General features: G+C 67.5%; 12 protein-coding genes and 1 tRNA gene. 9 read left to right on the top strand and 4 right to left on the bottom strand.

Annotated elements, in window-relative coordinates:
• Genes R2910_03265 through dapF form a run of 9 tightly spaced genes read left to right on the top strand, consistent with a single transcriptional unit; the run spans position 1 to position 11,028 of the window.
• Positions 1-1,350 (top strand): hypothetical protein, encoded by a 1,350-nt coding sequence (locus R2910_03265; protein MEZ4411989.1) that lies wholly within the window; start codon positions 1-3, stop codon positions 1,348-1,350.
• Entirely contained in the window at positions 1,347-2,513 is a 1,167-nt protein-coding gene (gene lptB / locus R2910_03260; protein ID MEZ4411988.1) for an LPS export ABC transporter ATP-binding protein, read from the top strand. The genes R2910_03265 and lptB overlap by 4 nt, the downstream gene beginning before the upstream one ends.
• On the top strand, positions 2,510-4,027 hold the full coding sequence (gene rpoN, locus R2910_03255) for an RNA polymerase factor sigma-54 (protein ID MEZ4411987.1): 1,518 nt from the start codon (positions 2,510-2,512) through the stop codon (positions 4,025-4,027). Before lptB ends, rpoN begins: the two co-directional genes overlap by 4 nt.
• The gene (locus tag R2910_03250; protein MEZ4411986.1) at positions 4,024-4,992 is read left to right on the top strand and encodes a glycosyltransferase family 2 protein; all 969 of its coding nucleotides are present in this window, start codon (positions 4,024-4,026) and stop codon (positions 4,990-4,992) included. Before rpoN ends, R2910_03250 begins: the two co-directional genes overlap by 4 nt.
• Positions 4,967-6,217, top strand: coding sequence for a glycosyltransferase (locus R2910_03245; GenBank protein MEZ4411985.1), 1,251 nt, complete (start codon positions 4,967-4,969; stop codon positions 6,215-6,217). Before R2910_03250 ends, R2910_03245 begins: the two co-directional genes overlap by 26 nt.
• Positions 6,214-7,155, top strand: coding sequence for a lysylphosphatidylglycerol synthase domain-containing protein (locus R2910_03240; protein ID MEZ4411984.1), 942 nt, complete (start codon positions 6,214-6,216; stop codon positions 7,153-7,155). Before R2910_03245 ends, R2910_03240 begins: the two co-directional genes overlap by 4 nt.
• Positions 7,156-7,209: 54 nt before the next feature.
• Positions 7,210-9,492 carry a hypothetical protein gene (locus R2910_03235; protein MEZ4411983.1) on the top strand — a complete coding sequence of 761 codons (2,283 nt, stop codon included), beginning with the start codon at positions 7,210-7,212 and terminating at the stop codon, positions 9,490-9,492.
• A complete protein-coding gene (locus R2910_03230) occupies positions 9,485-10,204 on the top strand; it encodes a polyprenol monophosphomannose synthase (protein MEZ4411982.1) in 720 nt (239 codons plus the stop codon). Before R2910_03235 ends, R2910_03230 begins: the two co-directional genes overlap by 8 nt.
• Positions 10,201-11,028, top strand: a complete 828-nt coding sequence (gene dapF / locus R2910_03225) for a diaminopimelate epimerase (GenBank protein ID MEZ4411981.1) — start codon at positions 10,201-10,203, stop codon at positions 11,026-11,028. The genes R2910_03230 and dapF overlap by 4 nt, the downstream gene beginning before the upstream one ends.
• A gap of 274 nt (positions 11,029-11,302) precedes the next feature.
• Here dapF and R2910_03220 read toward each other — a convergent pair whose 3' ends face one another.
• From R2910_03220 to R2910_03205, 4 genes are all read right to left on the bottom strand, one after another.
• Positions 11,303-12,007: a tetratricopeptide repeat protein gene (locus R2910_03220; protein MEZ4411980.1), complete on the bottom strand. Its 705-nt coding sequence runs from the start codon at positions 12,005-12,007 to the stop codon at positions 11,303-11,305.
• 204 nt (positions 12,008-12,211) lie between these two features.
• Positions 12,212-12,285 (bottom strand) — tRNA-Arg (locus R2910_03215).
• A 50-nt stretch (positions 12,286-12,335) separates the two neighbouring features.
• Positions 12,336-12,866, bottom strand: a complete 531-nt coding sequence (locus R2910_03210; protein ID MEZ4411979.1) for an adenine phosphoribosyltransferase — start codon at positions 12,864-12,866, stop codon at positions 12,336-12,338.
• Between the two features lie 301 nt (positions 12,867-13,167).
• The gene (locus R2910_03205) at positions 13,168-13,791 is read right to left on the bottom strand and encodes a DedA family protein (GenBank protein MEZ4411978.1); all 624 of its coding nucleotides are present in this window, start codon (positions 13,789-13,791) and stop codon (positions 13,168-13,170) included.
• Between the last annotated feature and the right edge of the window lie 10 nt (positions 13,792-13,801).

The following is a 13,801-nucleotide window of genomic DNA, read 5'->3' as shown; positions in this document are numbered from 1 at the left end:
ATGCTGCTCGGCAGTTGGCTGGCCGTAACCTGCGCGCTGGTGCCCTCGGGGGTGGCTGCCCAGGACCAGGCCGCGGCGCAACGTTGCCGGATCCGGCTGATTCACGCCGACTCGGGCGCGACGCTCGGGAACGACAATTACTTCGCATCCGGCGACGTCCGCCTGGCCTGTGACGGCACGTCGATCCGCATGCGCAGCGACAGCTTGGCGTCGTATGGCGGGCAGATCACCGAGTTCATCGGGCATGTGCGGTACGAAGACTCCTCGATGGTGATGACCGCGGACCGGGGCACCTACCGCCGGGCGGGCGAGGTCTGGGAGGCGCGGGGCAACGTCGTGACCAGGAGCACCGGCGGCTCGTCCCTGCGCGGTCCCTCGCTCGACTATTACCGCGTGCTCCCGGGGCTGCGCGAGGTGGTCGAGGTCTACGCCGATGGCCGGCCGACGATCGACTACGTGCCGCGGGATTCGACCGGCAAGGAGCAGGAGCCCTACGTGATCGTTGGCGACCGGATCCGCATGAAGGGCGAGGACCGGCTCTGGGCCGGCGGCCGGGTCACCATCAACCGGAGCGACGTGGCCGCGAGCGCCGACTCGATGCGCCTCGACACCGGGCCGGGGCAGGACGGGGCGCTTGTGCGCGAGGCCCAGATCAACGGACTCGGCAAGGATCCCTTCTCGCTCTTCGGCGACCAGATCGATCTCACGCTGGAGCAGAACGACTTGACCTTTGTGCAGGCCGACGGCGCCGGACGGGCCGTCAGTGCGGACTGGACCCTCGTGGCCGACACCATCGGCCTCGACGTGAACGATCGCGTGCTCGAGCAGACGCTCGCGTGGGGCGCCGGTGTCCGGCCCCACGCCGTTTCCGCCACCTACGAGATCACGGCGGATTCGCTGGCGCTGGACTCGCCTGGGAAGGTGCTGACGGAAGCGCGCTCGTTCGGCAAGGCGTGGGTGGCCAGCGGCGACGACACCACCGCCGCCAATCGTGACTGGCTCCGCGGCGACACCGTGACGGCGCGCTTCACCAAGACCGAGGTGGAGGGCAAGGACAAGACGGTGGTGCATCGGGTGGAGTCGTGGGGTGACGCGACGGCATACTACCGGGTGTTCGACCCGGCCACCCCGGGAATCCCCTCGATCAACTACGCGCGGGGGAACCGGATCCTGGTCGAGATGAGCGACGGGCCGAAGAGCGGCGTGGAACGGGTCGAGATCCAGGGGCAGGTGGATGGCGTGCAGCTGCAGCCGAAGCCCGCCGGGCGCGACACTACCGCGACCCCGGCGGATAGCACCGTCGTCCCCGTGCCGGCCGGCACGGGCTCCACGCCGGCGGTGCAGCCGTGAGCCGCCCCGACTGGATCGGCGCCTTGCCGGAGCGCGATGCGTCCCTTTCCCTGGCGCTCGCCGCGCTGGTGTCGGCGGCGGAGCCCGACGGCTCCATCGCGCTCGACCGACTCGTCCTGGGGTACCGCAACCCCTTTCTGAGCGCGGTGGAGACCATCCCGGGGCGCCCGCGCTCGGAACTGAGCGGCGACCAGCTCCGGGAGAGCCTCACGCGCTCGGTGCTGCCCCGGCTGGCCGACGGTGGATGGATCACCGACGCCGGTGACGTGGACTGGGCGACGGTGCGGGCCACCCCCGGCTGGTGGACCAGCGCCGTGGCCGACCGTGCCGGGGCACTGAGCCAGCTCCTGTCGGCGGCCCAGGAGGGACACGCGCGCTTCGAGGCCGACGGCGCCGTTCCGCGAGGGCAGGGCAGCGTCCTGGAGGGAATCGGCCTTTGCAAGAGCTTCCGGCAGCGGCGCGTGGTGGACGACGTCTCGATCCGGGTGGAACAGGGGGAGATCGTGGCGCTGCTCGGCCCGAACGGCGCCGGCAAGACTGTCACCTTCTACTGCCTGACCGGCATCATCCGGCCCGACGCCGGGCGCGTCATCCTGGACGGGGAAGACATGACCTCCGCCGCGATGTACCAGCGGGCGCGGCGCGGCCTCGGCTACCTGGCGCAGGAGCCCTCGGTCTTCCGCCGGCTCACGGTCGAGGAAAACGTGCTGGCCATCCTCGAGATGCAGCCGATCTCCAAGGCGGAGCGCCTCGAGCGCCTGGAGCAGATGCTCGATGAATTGTCCATCAAGCACCTGCGCAAGAGCATGGCGTACTCCCTCAGCGGCGGCGAGCGCCGGCGCCTCGAAATCACCCGGGCGCTCGTCACGCAGCCGAAATTCATGCTGCTCGACGAACCGTTCGCCGGCGTCGACCCGATCGCCGTGAACGACATCCAGGGCATTGTCGCCGGGCTCCGCCACCGCGGACTCGGCGTGCTGATCACCGACCACAACGTCGAGCAGACCCTCGACATCGTGGATCGGGCATATATCCTCTTCGAAGGAAAAGTCCAGGCCGCCGGGACCGTACCCGAACTCGTCTTCGACGAGCGGGTCGCCCAGCTTTACCTGGGGCCCACCCTGACGGCCAGGCTCCGGGCCCGATTGGAGAACGTCTCGTGAAGACAGGACTCTCGCAGCACCTCGGCCAACGGCAGGAAATGCGCATCAACCCTCGCCTCTACCAGGCGATGGACATGCTCTACATGCCGATGATGGACCTGCAGCAGCACCTGAAGCAGGAGCTGCTCGTCAACCCCTTCCTCGAGCTCCTCGAGCCCGAAGAGGAAGAGCAGGACGGCGCGGACCGCGAGAAGGACAAGGAGCAGGAGAAGGAGCAGGCCGCCAAGGAAGAAGAAATGGACTGGGAGGAGATTCTCCTCAACGGCTTCGACGTGGGCGGCACGCGCGAGCAGCACGAGCAGCTCGAGTACACCGAGGCCGTGACGGTCCAGAGCCGGGACCTGACCGATCACCTGCGCGAGCAGCTCAAGATGCTCGACCTCACCCCGCGCCAGGTGCTGCTGAGCGAGGAGTTCATCGGCAACATCAAGGATGACGGCTTCCTGGCGGCATCGCTGGAGGAGATCGTCGGTTCCGTGAACCAGCTGATCACCTCCCATGCACGCGACAACGCCGATCTCGACGAGGAACTCGATCTCGATGACCTGGACGCCGATCCCGCCCTCGGCGAGCTCCCGGAAGGGGTGACGCTGTACGGGATGGACGAGGCGGAGGAGATGCTGCGCATCATTCAGGCGCTCGACCCGCCGGGCATCGGCGCGCGCGACATCCAGGAGTGCCTGCTGATCCAGCTGCGTGAGCTTGGGCAGACGGAGACGCTCACCTATCGGCTGGTCTCGGAGGCGTTCAGCGACCTCATCGCCCATCGCTGGAACGACCTCGCGCGGCGGTTCAGCGTGCCGGCGGTGGCGGTGCAGTCCGCCGCCGACTCGCTGGCCTCGCTCGACCCGAAGCCGGGCCTCAAGTACTCCGGCAAGGACGACGGCTACATCACCCCCGACCTGATCGTCAACAAGGTCGACAACGAGTACAAGGTCTTCCTCAACGACACCGGGATGCCGCGGCTCCGGCTCTCGCGGGCGTACCAGGAGGTGACCCGCGACCGCAAGCGGCTCACCCAGGAGAACCGCGAGTTCATCGCGTCGAAGATGAACAGCGCCACCTGGATGATCCAGGCCATCGAGCAGCGGCGCCAGACGATGCTCAAGGTGATGAACTTCATCGTCGACCGGCAGCGGGAGTTCTTCGAGAAGGGCATCGAGTACCTCAAGCCGCTCACCCTGCGCGAGGTGGCCGAGGTCATCAACATGCACGAGTCCACCGTGAGCCGGGTGACGAACGAGAAGTTCGTGCAGACCCCCCGCGGCGTGCTGCCGCTCAAGTTCTTCTTCAGCAGCGCGCTCAGCACCTCCTCGGGCGAGGATGCGAGCGCCCGGTCGATCCGTGCCAAGCTCGAGAAAATGGTGGCCGACGAGAACACGGCGAAGCCGCTGACCGACCAGCAGATCGTGCATCTCTTCCAGGAGCAGGGCATCAAGATCGCCCGGCGGACGGTGGCCAAGTATCGCGACCAGCTCGGGATTCTTCCCGCCCGGATGCGGAAGCGGGTATGAGTTTCCCCGAGCGCACCGGGCCGGTCGACGTCAGCGTCCTGGTCCCGGCCAAGGACGAGGCGGAGAATCTCCCTGAATTCCTCCGTCTCTGCGCGGAAGCGCTGGGGCCGGCGCCCTTCACCTTCGAGGTCGTCGTGGTGGACGACGGCTCACGCGACCGGACCGCGCTGGTGCTCGAGGCCGAGCGGGTACGAAATGCCTTCCTCACGGTCGTGACCCACACCCGCCAGCGGGGGATTGCCGATGCGCTTCGCTCGGCAGGCGACGCCGCGCGCGGGGATGTCTTCGTGTTTTATCCGGCCGACCTGCAGTACCTCCCCGAGGACATCCCGGCGCTCGTGGCGCCGATCCTGGCGGGGCGAGCCGATATCGTCACCGGCACCAAACAGGGCAAGTATGAGAAGGCGTTCGTCTCCGGCGTATACAACGCACTGTGCCGCTGGCTGTTCGGCGTCCGCGTGACCGACCTCAACTCGGTGAAGGCCTATCGTCGCGAGGTGATGGCCAACATCCCGATGCGGCCGGACTGGCATCGCTACATGGTCGTGGTGGCTGCCGCCGAGGGGGCGCGGCTGACCTCCCTGCCGGTGCCGCTCTATCCGCGGCGGGCGGGGGAGTCGAAGTTCAACTGGAAACGGATTCCGGTAGGCGTGCTCGATCTGCTCTCGGTCTGGTTCCAGCTCCGGTTTGGCCGCAAGCCGCTCCTCTTCTTCGGCGGCCTCGGCGCGGTGCTCTTCCTGGTCGGCTTCCTGGCCGGTATCGTGGCCCTCGTGCTGCGGTTCGGGTTCGATCTCGGCTTCCGGCCGCTGCTCAACCTCGTCGAGACGATGATCATCAGCGGCATCGTGCTCTTCGGGTTCGGATTCGTGGGGGAGATGATCGCGGGGTTCCGGGAGGATGTGCAGGGGATGCGGCGGGACGTTGGCCGTCTGACCGAACTTGCGCGGAAGCAGGACGGAGGATGATCCACCACGCCTTGGCCGGCGGAGTCCCATCCTGAAGATCCTCCTCGTCACCCACAACTTCCCCCGGCATGTCGATGACATGGCCGGGGCGTTCTTGCTCGCGCTGGCACGCGGCCAGCAGGCCCTTGGCCACGAGGTGCGCGTCCTGGCGCCGCACGGCCCCGGCCTCGACCAGCGCGAGGTGGTGGGCGGCGTCGAGGTGGCGCGGTATCGCTACGGCACTGATGCGCAGGAAACGCTGGCCTACGTCGGCACCATGCACGAACAGGCGCTCGGCTCCTGGGCGGCACGGTGGCGGCTGGTCCAGTTCCTCCGCGCGAGCCGCCGCGCGCTGCGGCGCGAGTGCGCCGCCTTCCACCCGGACGTGCTTCATGTCCACTGGTGGGTGCCGGGTGGCTTCGCCGTCTGGCCCGGCAACAGTGCCGGCGTGCCCGTGGTGCTCACCTCCCACGGCACCGACCTCTTTCTCCTCGACCGCTTTCCGGTCGCACGGAGCGTCGCCGGTCCGATCTTCCGGTCCGCCGCCCAGGTGACGGTCATCTCCACACCGTTGGTGCCCCGGGTCGAACGCCTTGGCGTGCCCGCCGACCGCATCACCGTCCTGCCGATGCCGGTGAGTGCGGAACGCTTCGCCCCACCCATCCACGAAGTACGGGACACCGCTCGCCTGCTGTTCGTCGGCAGGCTGATCGAACGAAAGGGCGCCGAGTACGCCGTCCGTGCCGTCGCCCAGCTTCGGCAGCGGGGCAGGGCGGTTCGTCTCACCATCATCGGCGATGGCCCCGAGCGCACCAAGCTGATTGCCCTGATCAACGAGCTCGACCTTGAGGACGTGGTCGACCTGGCCGGCGCGCTCCCGCACGACGCCGTCGCCGGTCACTACCGCACGGCCACTTTCCTGCTCATGCCAGCCGTGACGGACTGGAAGGGAGAGCAGGAGGGCTTTGGGATGGTCCTGGTGGAGGCGATGGCCAGCGACCTGCCGATCGTGGCCACGCGCTGCGGCGGGATCCCCGATGTCGTGACGGACGGAGAGACCGGGCTCCTGGTGCCCGAACGAGACCCGGCCGCGCTCGCCGACGCGGCCGCACGGTTGCTCGAGGACCCGGCATTGGGCACTCGCCTGGCCGCGGCAGCGCGCGCCACCCTCGACCGACGGTTCTCGCCGGCCGGCCTCGCAGCCGGATTCGACGCCGTCTACCGTCGCGCCGCGGGGACCAGGTGAGCCCGGGCGCCCATCGGTGGTTCCGTCGCCTCCTGCAGGTGGCCGGACTGACCGCCGCGGCCTGGTACCTGGTCGATACCGCGCTCGCCCACCGGGCCGACCTCGCCGCCGTCCCCATCCAGGTTCGGGTACTGCCGCTGGTGGCGGCCTCGACCCTCACGGTGCTGACCTGGTTCCTGCTGGTGCGCACCTGGTCGCGGAGCCTCCGGTGGTGGGGAGACTCGCTTCCCTTCGGGCCCGCCATCCGCATCTGGTTCATCACCAACCTGAGCCGCTTCGTCCCAGGCGCCATCTGGCAGTTCGCGCACGTGTCCGCGGAGGCCCTGACCGCGCGGATCAGCCCAGTGGCCGCCACCGGCGCCATTCTCTTCCAGCAGCTGGTCCTCCTGGGCACCGGCGTGGCCCTCACCGTCTCCCTCGCCCCCGTTCTGCCGACCTCCGTGACCGGAACCACCAATCCGGTACTTTCCCTCGGCCTGACCTCGCTCGGCGTGGTCGCCGCCATTATTTTGCTCCCGGTCGCCGCCCCGACCCTGGAGCGCTGGAGCACCCGGCTCCTCAAGCGGGAAATCAGGTGGCCTGCGCCCACGCGGCGGGAGATGACGGCCTACGTCGGCACGCTCGTGCTCCCCTGGATCGCATACGGCGTCGCCTTCTGGCTGTTCGGGCAGGCGCTCATGGGAGACGCGGCGCCTGGCCTCCTGCCCGCAGCCGCTGTGTTCATCGGCAGCTACGTGGCGGGGATCATCGCCGTCTTTGCCCCTGGAGGCCTGGGAGTCCGGGAAGCGGCGATGGTCATCCTCCTGTCGCCGATTGCGGGCCCGGCCCCGGCGCTCCTGCTGGCCATTGCGTCCCGGCTCTGGCTCGTAGCGCTCGAAATCCTCACCGCCCTCGGCGTGCTCGCGTGGCACCCCCGCGGCGTCTCCTCCTCGGAGTGACCTGAGCCTCTGCTTTCGCGACTGACCCAACGATTCCCGGTCCTGACCGCCACCGTGCTCTACACGGTGACGGTGGCGCTGGCGTTCCTCCCGTTCTTCCGCGGGCAGTTCCTGGTCAATGCGATGAGCGACGCCAACACCGGGTTTCCCGGGCGCGAGGTGGCCGCGAGCTTCTTCCACGCCACGGGCAGCATCCTCCAGTGGATGCCGTACACCTTCGGCGGCATGCCGTTCCTCGCCAACACCGGCAACGGTGATACCGTCTACCCGACCTTCCTCCTTCGGGTGCTCCTGCCGGCCGACCTCGGGTTCTCGCTCGGGTTCATGATCCACTTGGTGCTGGCCGGCGTCTTCATGTTCCTCTTCCTCCGGGCCCTCAAGCTGGACTGGAGCGCGGCGTTTACCGGGGGCGCGGCCTACCTGATGAGCGGGCAGATCGTCTCCCTCGTCAGCCCCGGTCACGACGGCAAGCTCTTTGTGAGCGCCCTCCTCCCGCTCGCGCTCTACTTCCTGTACAAGGGCGTCACCGGCCCGTCGTGGCAGAGCTACGTCGGCTTCGGCGTGACGGTCGGGCTCGCACTCCTGACACCCCACGTCCAGCTCACCTATTACATGCTGATGGCCGCGGGCTTCTGGTGGCTCTACCTCACCTTCCTGAGCGGGGAGCGGGCGGCCACCACCTCCTGGCCGATGATGGCCGTGCTCTTCGCGGGGGCGATCGGCCTCGGCTTCGCGCTGGCGGCCATCCAGTTGATGCCATTCTTCGAGTATATCCAGTACTCCCCCCGAGGGGCGGAAGGCAGCAGCAGCACCGGCTATGCCTATGGCACCGGCTGGTCGATGCCGCCCGAAGAGGTGATCGGCACCCTCTGGCCGGCCTTCATGGGCAACCTCCGCGACTACTGGGGGCGCAACCCCTTCAAGCTCCACAGCGATTACATCGGCGTGGCCGCGCTCATCCTGGCGAGCTTCGGTTTCACGCTCGAAGGCCGGAAGCGGCTCGCCTGGTTCTTCGTCTTCCTGACGGTGTACGGCCTCCTCTTCGCCTTCGGCGGGTACACGCCGTTCTATCACATTCCGTACGCCATCCTCCCCGGCATCAGCAAGACGCGCGTGCCGTCGATGATCTTCTTCCTGGTGTCGTTCAGCGCGGCGGCGCTCGCGGCCATGGGGGTGCAGGCCTTGCTGCAGCTCGACGACGCCGTTCGCCGCAGGCGGCTTGCCTGGCTGGCAGGCGCGCTCGGCATCCTGACCCTCCTCGCCGTGGCGGGAGCCATTCGGCCTTTCATGGATCTCGTGGCCGACCCGCAGCGATTCGGTGGCGTCATCGCCAATTACCCGAACTTCCGGCTCGACGCGGTCCGGGTCCTCTTCTTCGGCCTCGTCACCATCGGCCTCCTCTGGCGCCGCTTCCCGCAGGCGGCCTGGGGACTCGCGCTCGGCGCGGTCGTCCTGCTCGATCTCTGGTCGGTGGAGCGGCAGTTCATCCAGTGGTCGCCGCCGGCGGCGGAAACCTATGCGGCGGACGGCGTGGTTCGGGCGGTGCAGGGAGACTCCACGATCTTCCGCATCTTCCCCTTTGACGTGTACGGCGAGAACAAGAACTACCTGATGACCCACCGGCTCCGGTCGGTCATCGGATACAATGGGCAGGAACTGCACCGGTACGACGAACTGCTGGGCGGCAAGAACATCTGGCAGAATCTCAACAATCCGGGAATGTGGCGCCTGCTCGCCGTGAAGTACCTCGTCGTGCCGCAGCCGGTCGAGAGCGAGATGCTCCAGCCGATCGCGGGACCGGTCCCTGCCCACGACGGCCAGCAGGTGTACGTCTATCGCTTCACGGACGCACAGCCGTTCGCGTCGCTCGTCCCGATGGCCATCAAGGTGCCGGACGATCAGATGATCCCGACCCTGGTGGACCCGCGCTTCGACGCGCGCCGCTTCGTCCTGGTGCCGGAGGACGCGCCGGTCGGCGTGTCGGCACCCCTTGGCGCGGTGGCGCTGATCGACGACTCGGTGCACTCGACCATGCCGAGGGAGGGGCAGTACAAGTTCACCCTTTCGGCCCCGGCGCCGCAGGACGCCTTCCTCTCCGTGTCGGAGAACTGGTACCCCGACTGGCACGCCACCGTCGACGGGAAGCCGGCCGAGGTGGTCCGCGCCCAGTTCTCGCTCATGGCGGTGCCGGTACCCGCCGGGGCCAGGGAGGTGGAGCTCACCTTCAGCTCGGCCGCCTACCAGCGCGGGAAGACCGTCACCTTCAGCGTCGTGGCCCTCGTGCTGCTGCTGCTCCTGGCCGACGGGGTGGCCCGGCTGCGGAGGCCGCGTGGCTGAACGCGTCCTCGTGGTCGTTCCGACCTACAACGAGATCAAGAACCTCCCCCAGATCGTCCCGGAGATCCTGCGGCAGGATCCACGCATCGAGGTACTCGTGGTGGACGACGGGTCGCCGGACGGGACCGGCGAGCTGGCCGATCGGATGGGGGAGGAGGACCCCCGGATCTACTGCCTCCATCGGACCGTGAAGGAGGGCCTGGGCAAGGCGTACCTGGCCGGTTTCCGCTGGGCACTGGAGCGGGAATACGACTTCATCTTCGAGATGGACGCCGATTTCTCGCACGACCCGAAGTACCTGACGAAGTTCCTCGCCGCCATCGAGGACGCCGACCTGGTCATCGGGTCCCGCTACAAGACCGGCGTCAACGTCATCAACTGGCCGATGAGCCGGCTCCTGCTCTCCTACGGGGCAAATATCTACGCCCGGTGGATCACCGGGCTCCCGCTGACCGACTCCACTGGCGGGTTCAAGTGCTTTCGCAGGTCGGTTCTCGCGACACTTGAGCTGGGCCGGGTGCGCTCCAACGGGTATTCCTTCCAGATCGAGATGAGCTTCCGGGCCTGGAAACAGGGATTCCGTCTCAAGGAGATCCCGATCGTCTTCGTGGACCGGGTCGAAGGGCAGAGCAAGATGAACAAGAAGATCGTCCGGGAGGCCATCTGGATGGTCTGGTGGCTGCGGCTGCGGTCCCTGGTGGGCAAGCTGTGAGCGGCGAGGCCTTCTTCAAGATGTCCGGGTCGGGCAACGATTTCGTGATGCTCGACGGCCGGACGACCACCCCTGACGAGTGGCCGGCGGAGCGCATCCGCGCCGTCTGCGACCGGCGGGATGGGGTGGGGGCCGATGGGCTCCTGATCCTGACCCCCGAGGGGGAGGCCACCGTCCGCATGACCTTCTGGAACTGCGACGGCAGCCCCGCCAACATGTGCGGCAACGCCGCCCTCTGCAGCACCCGGCTCGCGGCCCGGCTCGGCATGGCCCCGGCCGGCGGAATGACCCTGGCCACCGGGGCGGGCCCGTTTCCGACTCGCTGCGTTGAAGGGGAGGAGGATCTTGCCGAGCTGAACCTCCCGGACTTCGACCTTCCGGCCCCGGTGCCGGGCATGGCGCTGGCCAGCGGCGAGGAGTGGATCCGGAAGGCCGTGGTGGGGGTCGAGCACCTGGTGACCAGGGTCCGTGACCTGGAGGGCTTCGACCTCCCGACTCGCGGCCGGGCCCAGCGATTCGACCCGGCCATCGCACCCAAGGGGGCCAACTGCAACTTCGTGGCTGAACCGGCCACGCCGGGTGGCCCTTGGCGGATCAGGACGTACGAACGAGGGGTCGAGGGGGAAACGCTGGCCTGCGGCACCGGGACGGTGGCGGCGGCCGTGGGACTGGCTGCTTCCGGTGAGGCCGAGCTTCCGCTGACCTTTGCCTCCCGGAGCGGCCGCCAGCTGACCGTCAGGGCCACGATCGACGGGGGCAGGGCCACCAACGTATGGCTCCGTGGCGAGGGTCGGATGGTGTTTTCGGGCACCCTCGCCGGGTAGCATGCCCCAGAGGTGGACCTTTCCACCTGACGGACCAAATATCTAAGTAACTCCCACCAAACAATTTATGACATTGATTTCTGGCAGGGAAGCCACTTCTCCACAGTTATCCACTTGGCTACTTAACATAACATATCTTATACGTCGTTGTTCTAAGTCCCAATAAGAAGGGCGGCGCCCCGGTTGGAGCCCCGCCCTGTCTCTAAGGTCTGCGGTTGAAGCCGCAGCTCGGCGTGCGCGCGGCCGAGCCACGGCTTCAGCCGTGGACCATTGCCTACTGAGCGAGCGTCATCCGGCCCTGGGTCAGTTCGGAAAGCCGAACCATCGCCTCGGTCTTGGCACTGGACGTCGGATACTTCTCGACGATCGTGCTGAGCGCCTTGAACGCCTCATCGGTGTTCCCGGCGTTGGCAAAGGCGCGCCCGGCCGACAGGAGGTACTGGGCCTTCAGGTAGTCCAGATCGGCGTCGTTGGCCGCGCCCAGGTAGGCCTGCCCGGCCTCCTCGGGACGGTTGGCATTCTCCAGAGCCTCGCCGAGGAGCCCCTCCGCCGGAACCTTGTAGATCTTCTTCGGGTTGGTCTTCAGGTACTCCTGGAGGCTCACGACGGCGAGTTCGCTCTGGCCGTTGACCATCCGCACCTGGTTGAGGGTCACCACCGCCTCCGTGGCGGCGTTGGTCCCGCTGAAGGTCTCGATGATCTTCTGGAGCTCGCTGGCCGCGAGCGGGAGGTTCCCCGATTCGGCGATGTTGCGGGCCTGGTCGAGCTGCTCGGCCGCCCGCAGCTGCCTCCGCTGCCCCGTCTCGATGACCAGCCAGGTGCCCAGGGCCACGACCACCACTGCCCCGGCAATGCCGAGCACGAGCTTCTGGTGAGCCCGCACCCAGGCCATCGGGTCGGCCGACTCGGTGGCCATTGTGACGGGCTTCACCGGCTTGGCCGGCTCACTCTTCTTGGTTGCAACGTTCTTCTTCGCCATGGATCTCCACCAGCCAGTGAGTACAGCATCGAGACATGGGAGGGGCCCAATTACCCCTCCAAGCGCCCGACAATACTAACCCATTGGGGCGTATTTCAGTACTGCGGGCCATCTTAGTGGCCCCGGCGCCGCCACATGGACCAAGCGACAAAGCTCCCGAGCGCCGGCTGGCGCTCGAGAGCCCCTGTTCTCTTCAGGTGACAGTGCCCCCGAGAGGAGTCGAACCTCCGGCCAACAGTTTAGGAAACTGCTGCTCTATCCAGCTGAGCTACGGGGGCGAACGCTCCAGAAATACCCGGTTCCCCCCTCGGGCGTCAACACCGGACGTTCAGATCTGCAGCAGGACGTGCACCGGCGTATCGCCGAGCTTCTCCCGGCCCCGGTCCGCCAGCGCCTCCATGATGAAGGTGTACCCGATCAGCTTGCCGCGCAGCGCACCGACCAGTTCTCCCGCCGCCGCCGCCGTCCCGCCCGAGGACAGCAGGTCGTCCACCACCACCACCCGGTCCTCACCGACGAAGTCGTCCCGGCGAGCCTCGAGCGAATCGTCCCCGTATTCCAGCGAATAGACCTGGCGCACCTGGACCCAGGGGAGCTTCCGCGGCTTCCGGGCCGAGATGAACCCGGCCCCCAGCGCCACGGCGACCGCCCCGCCGAGGATCTGCCCCTGTGGCTCGATCCCGACGACGTGGGACACCCCCTGCCCCTCGAATGGGGCCACCATGGCCTCCACCACGTCCTTCAGCAGGGACCCATGCCGGAAGACCTCGACGCTGTCATAGAAGGTCGAGCCCAGCTTGGGATAGTCCGGCACCGGCCGAAGGGCCTTCTTGATGCGCTCCTGAAGGGTCTCGGGCATCGCTTCGAACTCCTCTCACTTCAATTGTCTAACTATCTGATTTCAAATAGCTTATATCGCTGTACGTCATCCGAAATCTCGGAGATTTCAACATTTGTGACAATGGCGCTCGGGGGACCGACCTCGAGGCACGGCATGAGCGCCTCGATCGCGTCGTCCCTGCCCTCCACCTCGCCCTCCACCGCGCCGTCCTCTCGATTCCGGATCCAGCCGTTCAAGCCCAGCGGACGGGCTTCGGCCCGGACAAACCACCGGAATCCGACCCCCTGCACCCTCCCCGTCACGACGAATCGGACCCGCCTCACGGCGAACTCCGGCGCCGACGGTGCCACACAACATACCCGATTACCACCAAAATAAGGACGGGGACCATGTAGAGAAATGCCCTCGTGCTATAGGCCCTGACCATCCCCTCCACGAGCGTTGCCTCGTGCCGGCCGACAAACCAGCCGATATAGACCAGCACGGTGCACCAGATCCCCGCCCCAAGGGCCGTAAAGACCACAAAACGGCCCAGCGGGACCCTGGCCATGCCGGCCGGAATCGAAATGAGTTGCCGCACCACCGGCACCAGCCGGCCGATGAAGGTGCTGATCTCCCCGTGGCGGGCGAAGAAGCCTTCCGCCCGGTCCAGGTGCTCGGCGCTGACCAGGAAATACTTCCCGTACCGCCGGAGGAACGGTTCCCCGACCACGATGGCAAACCAGTAATTGAAGAGGGCGCCCAGCACGCTGCCGAGTGTGCCCGCGAGGACGGCGAGCACGGGGTCCATGCGGCCCTGCGCCGCGAGGTACCCCGCGGGGGGCATGACGACTTCGCTCGGGAGCGGGATGAAGGACGATTCGATGGCCATCAGCACGGTGAGGCCGGGGTAGCCAAGCGCCGAGACGGTCTCGACGAGCCACTGGACGACGGAATGAAGCATGAACCAGCCG

This window comes from Gemmatimonadales bacterium (assembly GCA_041390145.1).
Classification (GTDB): domain Bacteria; phylum Gemmatimonadota; class Gemmatimonadetes; order Gemmatimonadales; family GWC2-71-9; genus SPDF01.
Note: the sequence above shows the minus strand (reverse complement) of the source record. Positions and strands in the feature narration are given on the sequence as shown.

What these genes read in the sequence shown, in the direction of transcription:
- R2910_03265 (MEZ4411989.1), top strand. Translation starts at nt 1, where the DNA reads ATGCTGCTCGGCAGTTGGCTGGCCGTAACCTGCGCGCTGGTGCCCTCG.
- R2910_03250 (MEZ4411986.1), top strand. Translation starts at nt 4,024, where the DNA reads ATGAGTTTCCCCGAGCGCACCGGGCCGGTCGACGTCAGCGTCCTGGTC.
- R2910_03220 (MEZ4411980.1), bottom strand. Translation starts at nt 12,007, where the DNA reads ATGGCGAAGAAGAACGTTGCAACCAAGAAGAGTGAGCCGGCCAAGCCG.
- R2910_03210 (MEZ4411979.1), bottom strand. Translation starts at nt 12,866, where the DNA reads ATGCCCGAGACCCTTCAGGAGCGCATCAAGAAGGCCCTTCGGCCGGTG.
- R2910_03205 (MEZ4411978.1), bottom strand. Translation starts at nt 13,791, where the DNA reads ATGCTTCATTCCGTCGTCCAGTGGCTCGTCGAGACCGTCTCGGCGCTT.